General features: G+C 70.8%; 17 protein-coding genes. 10 read left to right on the forward strand and 7 right to left on the reverse strand.

Annotated elements, in window-relative coordinates:
• Positions 1-67: 67 nt before the first annotated feature.
• From ACWGIC_RS21650 to ACWGIC_RS21665, 4 genes are read left to right on the forward strand one after another with little or no spacing between them, the layout of a single operon-like run.
• Positions 68-1,612, forward strand: coding sequence for an AMP-binding protein (locus ACWGIC_RS21650; RefSeq protein WP_452077746.1), 1,545 nt, complete (start codon positions 68-70; stop codon positions 1,610-1,612).
• 11 nt (positions 1,613-1,623) lie between these two features.
• Positions 1,624-2,814 carry an acyl-CoA dehydrogenase family protein gene (locus ACWGIC_RS21655; RefSeq protein WP_452077747.1) on the forward strand — a complete coding sequence of 397 codons (1,191 nt, stop codon included), beginning with the start codon at positions 1,624-1,626 and terminating at the stop codon, positions 2,812-2,814.
• Positions 2,811-4,133 (forward strand): MFS transporter, encoded by a 1,323-nt coding sequence (locus ACWGIC_RS21660; RefSeq protein WP_452077748.1) that lies wholly within the window; start codon positions 2,811-2,813, stop codon positions 4,131-4,133. Before ACWGIC_RS21655 ends, ACWGIC_RS21660 begins: the two co-directional genes overlap by 4 nt.
• Positions 4,130-5,302 (forward strand): serine hydrolase domain-containing protein, encoded by a 1,173-nt coding sequence (locus ACWGIC_RS21665; protein ID WP_452077749.1) that lies wholly within the window; start codon positions 4,130-4,132, stop codon positions 5,300-5,302. Before ACWGIC_RS21660 ends, ACWGIC_RS21665 begins: the two co-directional genes overlap by 4 nt.
• 337 nt (positions 5,303-5,639) lie before the next feature.
• Here ACWGIC_RS21665 and ACWGIC_RS21670 read toward each other — a convergent pair whose 3' ends face one another.
• Positions 5,640-6,272: a DUF2267 domain-containing protein gene (locus ACWGIC_RS21670; protein WP_452077750.1), complete on the reverse strand. Its 633-nt coding sequence runs from the start codon at positions 6,270-6,272 to the stop codon at positions 5,640-5,642.
• A gap of 241 nt (positions 6,273-6,513) precedes the next feature.
• Between ACWGIC_RS21670 and ACWGIC_RS21675 the strand changes: the two genes are divergently transcribed.
• From ACWGIC_RS21675 to ACWGIC_RS21685, 3 genes are all read left to right on the forward strand, one after another.
• On the forward strand, positions 6,514-6,849 hold the full coding sequence (locus ACWGIC_RS21675; protein WP_452077751.1) for a hypothetical protein: 336 nt from the start codon (positions 6,514-6,516) through the stop codon (positions 6,847-6,849).
• A 163-nt stretch (positions 6,850-7,012) separates the two neighbouring features.
• A complete protein-coding gene (locus tag ACWGIC_RS21680; protein ID WP_452077752.1) occupies positions 7,013-7,795 on the forward strand; it encodes a phosphoribosyltransferase in 783 nt (260 codons plus the stop codon).
• Between the two features lie 284 nt (positions 7,796-8,079).
• Positions 8,080-8,301, forward strand: coding sequence for a hypothetical protein (locus tag ACWGIC_RS21685; RefSeq protein ID WP_452077753.1), 222 nt, complete (start codon positions 8,080-8,082; stop codon positions 8,299-8,301).
• Positions 8,302-8,333: 32 nt separating this feature from the next.
• Here ACWGIC_RS21685 and ACWGIC_RS21690 read toward each other — a convergent pair whose 3' ends face one another.
• Positions 8,334-8,801 carry a hypothetical protein gene (locus ACWGIC_RS21690; protein ID WP_452077754.1) on the reverse strand — a complete coding sequence of 156 codons (468 nt, stop codon included), beginning with the start codon at positions 8,799-8,801 and terminating at the stop codon, positions 8,334-8,336.
• A gap of 561 nt (positions 8,802-9,362) precedes the next feature.
• Here ACWGIC_RS21690 and ACWGIC_RS21695 point away from each other — a divergent pair.
• A complete protein-coding gene (locus tag ACWGIC_RS21695) occupies positions 9,363-10,232 on the forward strand; it encodes an ATP-binding cassette domain-containing protein (RefSeq protein ID WP_452077755.1) in 870 nt (289 codons plus the stop codon).
• A gap of 49 nt (positions 10,233-10,281) precedes the next feature.
• Here the strand turns inward: ACWGIC_RS21695 and ACWGIC_RS21700 are convergent, their stop codons facing one another.
• Together ACWGIC_RS21700 and ACWGIC_RS21705 are read right to left on the reverse strand one after the other, a co-directional pair.
• Positions 10,282-11,280: a DUF998 domain-containing protein gene (locus tag ACWGIC_RS21700; protein ID WP_452077756.1), complete on the reverse strand. Its 999-nt coding sequence runs from the start codon at positions 11,278-11,280 to the stop codon at positions 10,282-10,284.
• A gap of 75 nt (positions 11,281-11,355) precedes the next feature.
• Positions 11,356-11,787 carry a nitroreductase/quinone reductase family protein gene (locus ACWGIC_RS21705; protein WP_452077757.1) on the reverse strand — a complete coding sequence of 144 codons (432 nt, stop codon included), beginning with the start codon at positions 11,785-11,787 and terminating at the stop codon, positions 11,356-11,358.
• 329 nt (positions 11,788-12,116) lie between these two features.
• On the opposite strand from ACWGIC_RS21705, the gene ACWGIC_RS21710 reads away from it, so the two are divergent.
• Both ACWGIC_RS21710 and ACWGIC_RS21715 read left to right on the forward strand, forming a co-directional pair.
• Positions 12,117-12,689, forward strand: coding sequence for a TetR/AcrR family transcriptional regulator (locus ACWGIC_RS21710; protein ID WP_452077822.1), 573 nt, complete (start codon positions 12,117-12,119; stop codon positions 12,687-12,689).
• Positions 12,690-12,786: 97 nt separating this feature from the next.
• Complete coding sequence (locus ACWGIC_RS21715) at positions 12,787-13,335, forward strand: hypothetical protein (protein WP_452077823.1); 549 nt, start codon at positions 12,787-12,789, stop codon at positions 13,333-13,335.
• 15 nt (positions 13,336-13,350) lie between these two features.
• Here the strand turns inward: ACWGIC_RS21715 and ACWGIC_RS21720 are convergent, their stop codons facing one another.
• From ACWGIC_RS21720 to ACWGIC_RS21730, 3 genes are all read right to left on the reverse strand, one after another.
• Entirely contained in the window at positions 13,351-13,620 is a 270-nt protein-coding gene (locus ACWGIC_RS21720; RefSeq protein WP_452077758.1) for a metal-sensitive transcriptional regulator, read from the reverse strand.
• A 222-nt stretch (positions 13,621-13,842) separates the two neighbouring features.
• Positions 13,843-14,427: a mycothiol-dependent nitroreductase Rv2466c family protein gene (locus ACWGIC_RS21725; protein ID WP_452077759.1), complete on the reverse strand. Its 585-nt coding sequence runs from the start codon at positions 14,425-14,427 to the stop codon at positions 13,843-13,845.
• Positions 14,424-14,819, reverse strand: a complete 396-nt coding sequence (locus ACWGIC_RS21730) for a DUF302 domain-containing protein (RefSeq protein WP_452077760.1) — start codon at positions 14,817-14,819, stop codon at positions 14,424-14,426. The genes ACWGIC_RS21725 and ACWGIC_RS21730 overlap by 4 nt, the downstream gene beginning before the upstream one ends.
• Positions 14,820-15,009 lie beyond the last annotated feature (190 nt).

A 15,009-nucleotide genomic window follows, 5' to 3' on the forward strand; every position in this document is an offset into this window, starting at 1 on the left:
GACACCACGACCGTTAATAGACACAGTGTTCAGCATTGGTCAATCTGACGGAAAACAGGGAGTCGGCGTGAACCTGGGCAGCTATGTCACCCGTGCCAGCACGTTCTGGCCCGATCAGCAGGCGCTGGCGTGCGGGCAGCGGCGGTGGTCCTACCGCGAGCTGGAGGAGCGGACGAACAGGCTGGCGTCGGCGCTGCTCGCGTCCGGCGTCGAGCCCGGGCAGGCGGTGGCCACCTTCGCCGGCAACAGCGCCGACCTCGTGGAGACCGAGATCGCTTGCTATAAGGGCGGTTTCCTGCGCGTGCCGATCAGCGCGCGGCTGTCCGCGGGCGAGGTCGAGCACATCCTGGCGGACGCGGACGTCCGGGTGCTGCTGGTCGACGCCGAGCACGCCGAGGCGGCAAGCAAGGCGGCTGCTGGCACCTCGTGCTCGCTGATCGACTATGACGGCTGTACGCCGGAGGCCCGGTCCTACGCCGACGTGCTGGCCGCGGGGTCGCCCGAGCCGGTCGCGATCGAAGTGAGCGCGGACGACCCGTCGGTCTTGCACTTCACTTCCGGCTCCACCGGGAAGCTCAAGGCAGCGGTGCAGACGACCGGAAACCGGCTGGCGAACATGCGCAAGCGGCTGATGAGCCCGGAAGGCGCGCCGTCGGCCGCGGAGAAGTACCTCGCGGCGGGTCCGATCACGCACGCCACCGGAATGGGTTTGCTGGCAGCGTTTTCTCGTGGCGCGACCGTGGTGGTGCTGCCGCGGTTCACTGCCGAGGAGTTCCTGCGGGCGGTCGAGACGGAGCGGATCACCTCGACGTTCCTGGTGCCGGTGATGCTGAACATGGTGCTGTCCCACCCGGAGGTCGGCAAGGCCGATCTGTCGTCGCTTCGCTGCCTGCGGGTGGGTGGCGCGCCGGTGTCGCCCCAGCGGCTGCGCGATGCGGTGGCGGCGTTCGGCCCGGTCGTGATGCAGGGATACGGCCAGGGCGAGACCACCAGCGGCGTGACGGTGCTGACCTGCGAGGACGTGGTGCGCGGGATCGAGGAGGACCCGGAGCTGCTGTCCTCGGCCGGGCGGCCGTTGTTCGACTCCGAGGTCCGGGTGGTCGACGACGAGGGACGTCCGGTGCCTGCCGGGGAACTCGGCGAGGTGGTGGTGCGCGGTCCGGACTGCGTGACCGAGTACTGGCACGAGCCGGACCTGTCCGCGGAGACGTTCCGGGACGGCTGGGTGTACACCGGCGACATCGGCTACCTGCGCGCCGACGGCTATCTGTTCATTGTGGACCGCAAGAAGGACATGATCATTTCCGGCGGTTACAACATCTTCTGCACCGAAGTGGAATCCGTGCTCTACGAGCATCCCGCGGTGTCGGAGGCGTGCGTGGTGGGGGTCCCCGACGAGCAGTGGGGCGAGGCGGTGAAGGCGGTCGTCGTCCGCCGGTCCGACGTCACCGCCGAGGACCTGATCGGGTTCTGCGCGGATCGGCTGGCGCGCATCAAGAAACCCCGCTCGGTGGATTTCGCCGGCGAACTCCCGGTGAACCGCAACGGCAAGATCGACCGGCGCGCGGTGCGGGACCGGTATTGGGCGGGCGAAGCCCGGAAAGTCCACTGAGGAGACCCGGCATGTCCTTCACTCTCACCCCGGCGTACGACGGCAATCCGCGGCTGGCGGAGCTGGTCGGCCGGCTGCGCGAATACCTGTCGGGCGAACTCGCCGATTACGAGGCGGCTCTCGGGCTGACCCCGGAGACCCCGTTGACCCGGGCCATGGTGGAACCGGTGTGGAAACGCTGCCGGGAGCTGGGTTTCTATGGAGTCCACCTGCCCGCCGAATACGGCGGCCTCGATCTGACTTACACGGAACTCGCCGCGCTGAAAGAGGAAGTCGGTGCGTCCGGCCGGATCCTCTACCACTGCGTGCTGGGCGACTTCGGCGGCCCGCTGCGCGCTGGCGCGATTTTCTCGACGGCCACCGAGCACCAGCGCGAGCGGTACCTGCTGCCGGTCGTCCGCGGAGAACGAGCGTGCTGCTTCTCGCTCACCGAAACCAATGCCGGATCGGACGTCCGGGCCATGCGCACCACGGCGACCCCGGACGGCGACGGCTGGCGGATCAGCGGGCACAAGGTGTTTTCCTCCGCCGGCCCGATCGCCGACTTCTCTGTGCTGGTCGCCCGGATGGCCGGGGAGGAAGAGAGCTACTCGGCCTTCCTGGTCGACCTGGACTCGCCGGGCTGCAGCGTCGCCGACGGCGAGGTTCCGATGTCCGGCCAGCACATCGAGTCCGACATCATCCTCGAAGACTGCTACGTCGGCCCGCAGCAGCTGCTCGGCCAGGTGGGCGACGGCCTGCGCATCGGGCTCGGCCGGGTCACCACCAACCGGCTGCTGCACTGTCCCACTGTGCTCGGCCACGCCCGTCGCGCCCTGGAACTCACCATCGAGTTCGCGCGCACCCGTCAGGTGTTCGGAGGGCCGCTGGCGGCGTTGCAGTCCATTCAGCACAAGATCGCCGACATGGCCACCGCGTACTACGCGGCCCGCGCGATGACCTATGACGCACTGTCCGGATTGGACTCCGGGGCCAAACCGAGCACGGAGGCGTTCATGTGCAAGCTGTTCGTGGCGGAGAACGCCTTCCGCATCGCCGACGAGGCGGTGCAGATCCACGGCAAGGCCGGGCTCGTGCGAGGGGCCGAGGTGGAGTGGCTTTTCCGGCGGCTGCGGATGTTCCGCGTGCTGACCGGGTCGTCGGAGATCCAGAAGAACGGCATCGCCAAAGCCCTGCTCCAGCCGTCCGGGACGCAGCGATGAAGCCCGCCGGGACCCGGCCGCGGTCCGCCGCGGCGGCGGACGGCGGCGCGGGGAGCAGCTGGCTGCGCCGCTGGTCGGTGGTGGGCATGCTGCTGCTGTTCATGCTGATCAACTACGGCGACAAGACCGTCCTCGGACTGGCCGCGCGCCCGATCATGCACGAATTCGGGCTGAGCCCGTCGCAGTACGGCTTGCTGTCGAGTTCGTTCTTCTTTCTGTTCAGCGTGTGCGCGCTGGCGGTCGGCTTCGCGTCGAGCCGGATTTCGACGCGGTGGATCCTGCTCGTGCTCGCGCTGGTGTGGGCGGTGACGCAGGTGTCCGTCGTGGCCGCGGGCGGGATCGGGCTGCTTCTGGTGAGCCGGATCGTGCTCGGCGCTGCCGAAGGGCCCGCGCAGCCGATGGCGCTGCACGCCGCGCACAGCTGGTTTCCCAACGCCAAGCGCAACATTCCGAGCGCCCTGATCGTGGGCGGCGGTGCGCTAGGCGGGGCGATCGCGACCCCGCTGCTCACCGTGGTGATCGTGCATTTCGGCTGGCGGGCGGCGTTCCTGGCGATGTTCCTGGTGGGCTGCGTGTGGTGCGTGCTGTGGCTGGTGATCGGCCGCGACGGCCCGGTCGACCAGGCCCCGGCCGGTGCGCCGCCAGTCCCGGCCAAAAAGGTTCCGTACCGGCGGATCCTGCTCTCCGGGACCTGGCTCGGCGGGTTCACCGGTGCGTTCGGGGCGTACTGGACTTCCACGCTGATGGTCGCCTGGCTGCCGTCCTACCTCGAAACGGCGCTCGGCTACAGCACCGGCGAGGCGGCCGCGATCGCGACGATTCCCTGGCTGGCCGGGCTCATCCTGACCTTCACGCACGGCGCGATCACCCAGTGGCTGCTGCATCTCGGCGTGCCCAGCCGGATCGCGCGCGGCATCCTCGGCGGCTGCGTGCTGATCCTGGCGGGCTTGGCGATGGTGCTGCTGCCGACCGTGACGCAGCCCGCGCTGCGGATCGTCCTGATCGCTCTGGCGTTCAGCTTCCACGGCGTCACGTTCGCCAACGGCCAGACGGTCAACAGCGAAATCAGCCCGCCCGCGCAGCGAGGCGCGGTGCTGGCGGTCAGCGTCGCGCTGGTCACCGTCGCCGGGCTGCTCGCGCCGTACGTCACCGGCAGGCTCGTCGAGACCGCTGACGGGCCGGCAGCCGGTTTCGCCACCGCGTTCGCCATTCCGGGAGTCCTGATGATCGCGGGCGGGGTGGCCGCTCTGTTCTTCGTCCGTCCCGAACACGACGCCCGGCGCATCGCGGCGCTCGCCGCGGCCAAGGAGACTCCATGACCGACCCGTACACAGTGGACAATGCCTATTGGAGCCGCGGCTACGTCGACCCGGCGTTCGTCCGCCTCGGCATGACCCGGGCCAGGGAAACCGGCCCGACCCGGCGGGCCTGGCGCGGCTCCGGCCCGCGCTGGGACCTGCCCGAGGATGCCCGCGACCTCGACGACCTGCTCGTCACCCCGCGCGCCGGGGGACCGTCAGTCGCACTGGCCGAATTCCTGGCCAGCGCGGAAACCGATGGCATCCTGGTGGCACACCGGGGAAAGATCGTCTACGAGCGGTACTTCCACGGCATGCGGGGCCACGACGTCCACCTGTCCGCGTCGGTCGCGAAGTCGTGGACCGGGCTGCTCGCCGCGATCCTCCTGGACGAACGCGTGCTCGACGCCGATCGGCCGCTGTCCCATTACGCGCCCGACCTCGGCGGGACCGCGTTCGGCGACGCCTCGATCCACCACCTGCTGCACATGGGCACCGTGATGGACTACGGCGGCCGGCCGTTCTGCAAACCCCTTGAAGCACAACGTTATTTCGCCGCCGTCGGCATCGTGCCCCGCCCCGTGGGCTACACCGGTCCCACGAGCGTCAAGGAACATCTGGCCACCGCGCAGGCCGTCGCGCCGCCAGGTACTGAATTCCGCTACGACAACGGCAACACCGAGGCCGTGGCCGAAGCCCTTCGCCGGGTCACCGGCATCAGCCTCGCCGACCTGTGGAGCGAACGGGTGTGGGCCCGCCTCGGCGCGGACGAGGACGGCGCCTACTGCGTGGATTCCACCGGCACCGAGATCGCCTGCGGCCGCTACAGCGCCACCTTGCGCGATCTGGCTCGGGTGGGGGAGATGCTGCGCCGCGGCGGGACAGCCGGCGACCGGCAGATAGTGCCCGAACGCGTCGTCGCCGACCTGACCAACGTGCCGCCCGGACCCGCTCAGCGCGCCTTGCCGACCGGTGCCGCGCGGCCGATCGGCTACCACAATTTCTGGTGGGTCCCCGGCGACGGCCACGGCACGTTCGGCGCGCGGGGCATCCACGGCCAACGGCTGCAGGTGAGCCCGGGGCGGGAGCTGGTGATCGCACACTACGGCTCGCACGTAATGTCGCCGTCGGTTCCGGTGCCGCCGTTGGAAGCGGTGTTCGCGCAGATCGGCGACCGCGTGGCCGAGTAGCCCGACCCGGGCCGCAAATGCCCAGCGGTCCGGACGGCGGGGGCCAAACAGTGCAGTAGCCCGCTTCGGAGCCGGTCTGGCCACGTCCAGAGCGGCTATCTCGTCGCGGTGCTCCGCCGACCCGGCCGACTGCCGGCCTCTTCGCGCGATTCTGGGCGGACCGGTGCGGAGGCCGTCTTGAGCCGGGCGAAGTCGGCGGCGATCTCAGGACACCTTCGCAGCGTCCAGCGCGAGGTGGACGCCGTCGCGCGGCAGGCATCGTCCGCCTCCGCGAGATACGCCGGAGACAGCATTGCCGCGGCCCCAGCGGAGATCGGACGTCTGCCGCCAGCGGCGTTCAGGTACGCGGCCCGTCCCGCGCGAGCAGAATGCGATGGGCCTCCTGCGCCGCTTTCGCCGGGGCGCCCGTGCCGGGTTCGCTGTCCGGCAGCTGTTCGAGGCCTCGGGCGAGTGCGCCGACCGCGTCGGCCAGCGATTCGAGCTTGTCCTCCAGCGCGGTGATCCGCAAACGGTCGCGCGCGGCGGGCGGCCGGGGAGGAGCGGCCTGCGGCGCTCCGTCGAGTTCGCCCCGGAGGGTTTCCGGCAGCAGCGCGAAGACATGGTCGAGCTGGCCGGGCGAACACAGCGCTTCGAGTCCGGCCGAGACGGCTCCGGCCGCCGCGGGCACGTCAGCCGCTCCGATGGCGGCTTCGGCGGCGAACCGGGAAACGAACACGGTGGCGTCGTAGCGGACGGGCGCCTTGCTGGGCGTCCACCCGTCGTAGTAGATCCCGCGCAGCAACTCCGGCAGCTGGGCTCCGAAGTGGACGGTGCTGTCGACCGGGAGCCGGTCGCGCACGAGATGCAGCCACGTGCGGACCGCCCGGTGCACGTAAGGGAGATCGTCGGTCCCCAGGTGGTGCGCGATCGTGGCGTACCAGCGCCGCGCGGTCTGGTGCGCGTGGGCGAGCGGATCGGGATGACGGGTCATGGGGCCCTCCTTCCGGAGCTGGCAACCCCACCTTCGCCGGGTCGACCGCTCCGGCGAAAGAGGAGAAGGGCCCGGGGCCGGAACTTTGGCCCTCGCCCGCGCCGGATCGGCGGCCCGAGGGTCATTCGGCAGTCCGGAACTGGTCGTCGGCGGGGCCGGCAGACGGCTTTGGACCCTATTGCCCCGCGCGGCGGCCGGGCATCCTGAGCCCGACCGGAAGGCGGAAACCAGGAGGATTGTCATGCAAGCCTTCGGAATGCTCGTCATGCTCGGGCTCGGGATCGTGGCGCTGTCCGCGGTCGCGGCCCGCTGGCTGACCCTGGCCAGGGAACTCTGGGCGGTTGCGTTCGTCGTGCTGGGCATCGCGATCGCGTGGATCGCGGACTTCGACCTGTTCGGCGCGTGGGGCATCGCGGTCCGCAGCCATGGGCTCGGAATCGTGTTCACCGGCCTCGCCGTCGCCGGCGCGGCCTACTTCTGGCGCGAGATCCTCTTGTACTTCGAAGGTCTGTCCCGCAAGCACACCGACGAAGCACAGACGATCGAGCGGTCCCAGAACCTGCGTCGCGCAGCGTGAGACGAGAGGCGGCCGGTCACGACCGGCCGCCTTCGCCGCGGACCCGGTCGCCCGAGGGCGGTCCGGAGCGGCACCGCGTTCGAGGTGCGGGTGCTTGTCCGAACCGCCTGGACCGGCAACCGGGTTTCGCGGGGAAACGGGTGCGGCGGAGAGGAGGTCCGTGATGCTGTTCATCGATCGCGCGGACGCCGGACGCCGGCTCGCGCAGCGCTTGGCAGCACTGCGCGGCGAGGATGTCGTGGTACTCGGGCTGCCTCGGGGCGGGGTGCCGGTCGCGTTCGCGCTCGCGCGGACCCTGGCAGCTCCGCTCGACGTGCTCCTGGTGCGCAAGGTCCCGGTCCCGGGCCGGCCCGAGGTGGCCGCGGGCGCGGTCGGCGAGGGCGGAATCCAGGTCGTGAACGACGACGTGGTCCGCGGCGCCCGGCTCAGCGCCGAAGATCTGGACGATTCCGTGCGGGTCGCGCGCGCCGAGTTGGCGTGCCGCGCGCAGCGGCTGCGTTCCAGCCGGGGGCGGATCGCGCTGAGCGGCCGGGTCGCGCTGATCGTGGACGATGGCGCGGCGACGGGAGCCACTGCGCGAGCCGCGTGCCGGATGGCTCGCACGCAGGGCGCGAAGCGGGTGGTCCTGGCCGTTCCAGTGGCTTCGCGGGAGGCGATCCGTTCGCTCCGGAGTGAAGCGGATGCCGTGGCCTGCCTGGAAGCTCCGGCTCGGTTCCGCTCGGTCGGCCAGTGGTACCGGCATTTCGAGCAGGTCTCCGAAGACGAGGTCGCCGATCTCCTCGACCGGGCGGATCGTGGCCCGCCGCCGTCTCGCGAAGAGGACGTCGAGCTTTCCGCCGGGGACGTCCGGCTGGCGGGCAGCTTGGCACTGCCGCCCGATCCGGCCGGGCTTGGTGGTCTTCGCACACGGCAGCAGCAGGCACAGCCCGCGCAACCGCGTTCCTGAACAACGCAGGACTGGGCACGCTGCTGCTCGATCTGCGCACGCCGCGGGAGGAACGGGACCGCACCCGGGTGTTCGACGCCGGATTGCTCGGCCTCCGGCTGGCAGAGGCGACGCGGTGGCTGAAGTAGACGAAGCCGGACACTAGAGCGCTGCCGCTCGGATACTTCGGCGCCAGCACGGGTGCGGCGGCCGCGCTGTGGGCGGCGGCCGGTTCTCCCGGCGATGTCGCGGTGGTGGCCTCCCTGTGAGGCCGTCCTGGTCTGGCCGCGCCCCGCCTCGCGTTGGTGACCTGTCCGACGCTGCTGATCGTCGGCAGCAGCGACAGTGTCGTGCTCGACCTCAACCGGCGAGCGCGGGAAGCGTTGCGCTGCCCGAACGAGCTCGTCGTCGCGCCAGGGGCGTCCCGCCTGTTCGAGGAACTGGGTGCGCTCGCACAGTTCGAGGCACTCGCTCGCGACTGGTTCCTCCGTCGCTTCGCTCCGCAGCCGGCGGATGCGGAGAGCTGACCCCGCTCGCTGCCGCGGACGTCCGGGCCGTTCTACTCGACTGGACGCACGTACCGGCTCGGATCCCCGGCGGCGCGGGCCCCGCTGTCCAGCCAGCGCGCGAATCCCGGCCGGTCGCGACGTTCCAGTTCGTCGAGGTATGCCTGCCGGGCCGCGACCACCGCGTGGCGCGCCCGCTCGTCGGCGGCGCGCTGCAATTGGACGAAACTCCTGCGCCACAGCAGGCACAGCTGGTCGAGAGGCAGCGAATCGACCGGCACCGGGCAGGCGCGGATCTCCTCGGCAGGTTTCTTCCCCGCCGGTTTACGGCACCGGACCGCCGGCTGCGGGCGGGTGCGCGTCCTCCGCCGGCCTGACCAGACCCCGACCGCGAGCAGCGCGCCCGTGGCAGTGAACGCCAGCGCGGGTCCGGCCAGCATCGCGACGGTAGCTGTCACCAGACAGGATGCGGTCAGCGCCGCCGCGCACGCGGCGGCCGTCCGGGCGGAGAGGCGCGGCATGAGCCACTGCCGCCCCCATCGGGTGCCTTCGGCGCACAGCCACCCGAAGCACGCTACGAGCAGAATCGCGCCGGCGGTCCCGGCCAGGACCGCGGCCGGGACCAAGAATATGGCGAGCGCGCAGATCACGCTTGCACACCCGACGGTCGCAGACCACACCACACGAGCGAACACGGACACCTCGCCGCGGAGATCCTCAGGGACCGGTACCGCCGGTACCCCGCCAGCGCGTCCAGCTTGCGGAATCCGGGCGGTGACCGGATAGGGCCGAATGTCGTCTGGTCCGGCCCTGCGGCAACCGACCGCCAGCGACCGGGGCCTTGGTCGTCCGGTCAGGGGCACGCGGACCCTTTCCCGGCCCGGCGGGGAACCGGTCTGCTGGAGTCCGGAAACAGCTGCGGCGAAAGGGACCGGCGATGAGCGCGCAGGAGAATCGAGCGGCGGGCGGGCCGAGCCAGGCGACGGCGCGGAAGCGCGAACCGTGACCGGGGTCCGGCGGGAACCGGCCGGAAAAGCGCCTTCCGGCGGGAAAACGGGCGGTGGGCGAGCCAGGGGGCCGCGGTGACCGCCGCGGCGGAACGGAGCGTCGCCGGATCGCCGCCCGGGGACGCACCGCCGTTGCTCCGGTTGCGGGGGATCGCCAAACGTTTCGGTCCGGTGCGAGCGCTCGCCGGCGTTGACCTCGACATCCCGGGAGGCCGCGTCACGGCCCTCGTCGGCGACAACGGCGCGGGGAAGTCGGTCCTCGTCAAGTGCATCGCCGGGATCAATCCGCCCGACAGCGGGGAATTTCGATGGGAGGGCGTGCCGGTGTCCTTGCGGACGCCGCGCGACGCGGCGGCACTCGGCATCGAGACCGTGTACCAGGATCTCGCCCTCTGCGACAACCTCGATGTCGTCCAGAACATGTACCTGGGCCGCGAACTCCGCCGCCGCGGCGTACTCGACGAGGACACGATGGAGCTGTCCGCGCGGAAGACGCTGGCGGAGCTGGGGGTGACCACGCTGCGGTCGGTGCGCCAGCCGGTCGGCCTGCTGTCCGGCGGGCAGCGTCAGGCGGTCGCAATCGCGAAAGCCCTCCTGCGGCGGTCGAAGCTCGTCATTATGGACGAACCGACCGCCGCGCTCGGAGTCCATCAGACCGAGGTGGTGCTGCGGCTGGTGCGCAGCCTCGCCGACCGCGGCCCGGCGGTGCTCGTGGTGTCCCACAACATGAACGACGTGCTCCGCGTGGCAGACCGGGTCGCCGTGCTGTACCTCGGGCGGCTCGCCGGGGTCCGGCAGGCGGCCGAGACCGACAAGGAAACACTCGTCGAGCTGATGACCTCCGGCAGGTCGATCCGGAACCAGGCTGGGACGCACCCGCCGCCGAGGGAGTGCCCGGCGGCGGGGAAGACGACGTTCGAGTCCACAGTGGACGCACGAGCGTGACGGGCTTCGCCGGCCCGCCGACCGGGGCGCGACGTCCCTGGCGCGGCCGTCACGGCGGATCCAGCGCAGTGCCGGGTTTCGCCGGGAACCGGTGGCGCGCCGTTCGGCTGTTCGCCACGCGGTGTCGAGCCCGGGGTCGCGGGGCGCCCGCGGGCAATCCGTCAGCTCGACGACGCTGATGTGGCCGGGCTTCACGACTGGCTCGGGCTTTGCCTGCCTTGGCGCTTCGCCTGTCCGCTTCGTCGCGGTGCATGTCTGTACGCCCGGTTCGCGCCGCGCGGCCGCGGTTGGCGAGAGCAGCCGGCCCCTGTGCGGAGGGCTTGCGACCGCCAGGCCCCCGGCCGTTTCCGCGGAGGCAACGGACCGCCGCCGCGATCGTGGCTGCGGACATGACCAGCAGCTGGATCCGCTGCGGGACGCCGGTCAGGCCGAACGGGTAGCACGCCAGGCACCCGATTCCGGCGACGGCCCAGAGCACGAACAGCACACGCACGAGCGCGCGGCCCCGCCGGGAGCCGGTTCGGGCGGCGAGACGGCTGAGCGCGAAGGCGACGCCGATGACCGCCAGTTGCGCGGTCGCACTGGCCGCGAGATGCGTCAGGTGGTGCCACGAGACCTGTCCGGCGAATTCGCGACGCTCGCAGACGGGATCCACAGTGGACACGCAGTCCGGGACGAAGGCCGCGTCGGCAATGGTGGCGGCACCGAAGACGATCAGGCTGCCCCAGGTCACTGCGGCCGCGCCGCTCGACGGCAAGACCCGCCGTAGTAGCCAGGCCGCGGCGAGGTAACCGGCTCCGGCGACCAGGTCCCCGGCCCGGAACAGTTGCTGATAGGGCTGGAAAACCGGGTAGTGTTCGCTGACGAAGCCGCTGACCGGCGACAACCCGGTCGGCAGGAGGAATTCGAGCAGCCAAGCCGCGTACGCGGCTCCAGCCGCCAGCAGCAGCCAGCCAGCGAGTCGTCGCCGTTCGCCCGGTGCGGCGGCGCGACGGGCAGTCCTTCGCGAAGCGCGGACCGCCCGCGTGAGTTGGGCAGAGTCGCGCATCGCGATTCCTCCCCGCTGCGGAGCGCCGATTTCTTGCTGCGGCGGCGCTGCCGCGCCGCGCGGCCGGATGCCGGTTCAGCCGGGCCGACCGGTGTCGACGGTCAGCTTGAGGTAGTGCTCGATGCGCAGGCGCCGCCAGACCCGGGCATGTGCGGGTGGGACCTGCGGGAGAGCGGCTGCCGCGTCGAGGATCTCCGGCGCAGCCACCTGGTAGGTTTCTCCGCGGACCTCGAGGGCTGCGTGGCCGGCGGCCTGGACGTTGCGGATCCAGTCGGTTCGTGTCCCGTAAGGCAGCGGGATGATGAAGCCGGTTTCGACGCGGTCGGCGACCACAGGGGTCGCGTACGCGGTGCCGGTGCGGCGTCCGGTGTGCCGCAGCACCGCCGCGTACCAGAACCGGCGCCCGGCGATGAGCAGCATGGCCGGGTTGAGGATGTGCTTGTTGAACGTGCGCAGCGCGTCTTTGCCGGTGCGCTGCCGGACTGCCGCCAGGACGCGGTTCTTCATGGCCATCGGGTCCTCCCGGGTCGGATCGCCGGATCCAGTCCATGGTTGTGCGGCGGCCCTGTCCCGGGCAGGAGGACAAGGCCATGCCTGCCGTGGACCTTGGTTCCTCGCCAGGCATGGCGGCGCCCCTGAACGAGCGCGACATTCCGGGTGGGCTGAGCGTCGGCTGGGGGAGCGGCCGGGAGCCGGTCGTCGCGCGTTGCCGAGCGCGCCTGCTGCCACCGTTGGTCCCGGAGCCGCCTCGGTCCGGCTTGCTGGCCAGGCAGCGCGAGCCGGGGAGGCAGACCGTTCTCTCTGCTAGCGTTGCCCTTGTGGTGCAGAAGATCCGGGTGTCCGAAGCACGGTCGAGGCTGCTCGCGACGGCCACCCGGATCTTCTATGCCGAAGGCCTCCACTCGGTCGGGATCGACCGGATCGTGGCGGAGGCGAAGGTCACCCGGGCCACGCTGTACCGGCATTTCCCCGGCAAGGAAGACCTCGTCGTCGCGTATCTGCAGGGTGTCTCGGAGATGGAGCGCGACGGGATCGGCCAGATCCTCGCCGGCGATCCGCCCGCAGCCGACGCCTTGCGCGCCATCGCCGGGTCGATCGCCGAGAGCATCCAGTCGGCGCACTTCCGCGGCTGCGCCTTCCTCAACGCGGCAGCGGAATACCCGGACCGCGAACATCCTGTGCACCAAGCCGTCCTGACGCACCGGGCATGGTTCCTCCGCACAGTCACGGAGTTGCTCTCCCAGATCGGCGCCACCCCGCCGGAACCGGCGGCACGGCATTTCGTGCTGTTGCGCGACGGGGCGATGGCGTCGGGCTGCCTGACGGACTCGGCCGGGGTCGGCGAGACGTTCCTTCAGGGCGTCGACGGCATCCTCCGGTTCCGCCTCGGTTCCCCGGCCGACCCGTAACAATTCGGAAAGACCATCCTGTCTTGACGCTGCCCGGGGGTGTCGACAAGCTCAATGGGAGAACGAACGTTCTATCTCGTTGAGCTTCGAAAGGATCATCGTGACCCTCGTTGACTCGCCCGCCGCCGGAACCGCGAGCGCCTTGCGCCGCCTGTATTTCGTGCGGTTCGCGTTCGCTGTCGTCTGGGCGGCGCTGCTGTTCCTCACGGCCAAATCGCACGTCGGCCCGATCGGGGTCGTCCTGGTTGTCGCGTACCCGCTGTTCGACGTCGCCGCGGCGGTCGTGGACGCGCGCTCTTCCCGTGCGGCGGGGTTGTACGTGAACATCGCGATCAGCCTGGCGGCGGGGATCGGCCTCGCGATCGCCAGTGCGGCCGGGATTCCGGTGGTGCTGCGGGTGTGGGGCGCCTGGGCGATCGTGTCCGGTCTTGTTCAGCTGATCGTGGCGATCGGGCGGCACACGATGGGCGGCCAGTGGCCGATGATCCTGAGCGGCGGCATCTCCGTGCTGGCCGGTGCGAGCTTCATCATCGGCGCCGCGGCGCCCAACCCGTCGCTGGCGAACGTGGCCGGTTACGCGGTTCTGGGCGGGATCTTCTTCCTCGTCTCGGCGATCCGGCTCGGGCGCGCGACGGCGGCGAGCTGACGTCGTCGGGCCGGTTCAGGCGAGGGTGAGGAAGAGCTTCTCCAGTTGTTCCTCGGTCATCGCGGTTTCGTTGCCCTCGCTGTCGGCGGACACGCATTCGCGCAGGCCGCTGGCGATGATTTTGAACCCGGCCCGGTCGAGCGCGCGCGAGACCGCGGCGAGCTGGGTGACCACGTCCTTGCAGTCCCGGCCTTCGTCGATCATCGCGATGACCCCGGCCAGCTGGCCTTGCGCGCGGCGGAGCCGGTTGCGGACCTGGGTGACGGTGTCCTGGTCGCCGATCATGGTGTCCTCTTCCTGTCTGGCCTACGGAATCGACGATACCCCGGCGGGTATGTGCTCAAGATCGGCGTTTGCGCCACGGCCAGGAGCGCGACCGGGGTTCGGCGGGATGTCCGGGGCACCACTGTCCGGCGGGCACGGCGGCTTTGACCTGGTCGACGTGCTGGCCGCATCCGGCCCAGGTGGTTTTGCCGCAGGTGCGGCAAGGAACGGGACGGCACATGGTCATCCTTCCGGGATCGTCGGCGCGCCGGAGCGCGGGCGGCGGAGTTCGGCGAAGGCTGGTACGGCCGCGACGGCGCGCAGGGCGTCGAACAGGGCGCGGCCTTCGGCGGGGGAGGGCAGTTCGGTGAGCACTGGGCCGAAGAAGGCGCGGCCGTCGATCTTGAGGATCGGGCTGCCCGCGGTTTCGCCGAGCGCGTCCTGGCTTGCCTGGTGCGCGCTGCGCACGGCCGGGTCCGCGGCGGCGGAATTCGCTTTGTCCGCCAGCTCTTCCGGCAATCCCGCTTCGCGCAAGGCCGCGCGGAGCAAGGCGTCGTCCAACGGTTGCCGCTGCTCGTGAAGGCGGCGGCCGAGTGCGAGGTGGAACTGGGCGGCAGCGGCCGGGTCTTCGATCGCGGCGCGGACCCGGCCCGCGTGCAGCGAGTCCTCGACCCGTTGGCGGTGCGCCTCCGGCACAGTGTTTCCTTCGTTGAGCACAGCGAGGCTCATCGGCTGCAAGGAGAACTCCACGTCCGCGTCGGCGAGCCAGCGGTACGCGAGCCAGGCGAACGGGCAGACCGGATCCCCGTAGAGCACCACTTCGGTCATGCCAGCTCCCGATCGAGCGCGTCGAGCACGGACTCGAGCCGTTCGGCAGCCTCCTCGGCCACCTCGGTGACGTCCGCGACCTCGGCCATGACCGCGGGATTGACCGCCTCGACGATCGTGCCCTCGGCTCCGTTCTCGCGGACGACTACGTTGCAGGGCAACAGCAATCCGATTTCCCTGGTGGCCGTGAGGGCGCGGTGGGCGAGCGGCGGATTGCACGCGCCCAGGATGGTGTAGCGCTCCATCCGCTCGTTCAGTTTCTCTCGCATGGTCGCTTGCACGTCGATCTCGGTCAGCACTCCGAACCCGGCGTCGGCGAGCGCGGTCCGCGTTTTGGCCATGACGTCGTCGAAGCCCGCTCCTTCGTAGGTGCGGGACAGGCTCAGCTGCATGGTTGCTCCTTTCCTGGAGCTCCAGGATACCCCCGGGGGCATTGATTATGCCCCCGGGGGTATCGCTCACCCGAGCGAGCCGGACACCTGGGAGGAGTTTCCAGCACCGCGAACCCGGAAAGGGCACGACGTCGCGGCCGGCCAGGCCCTGCGGAAAAGTGTTCTGCCGCAACGGGTCCGGCCGCGCGAT

Source organism: Amycolatopsis sp. NPDC054798 (assembly GCF_053611505.1).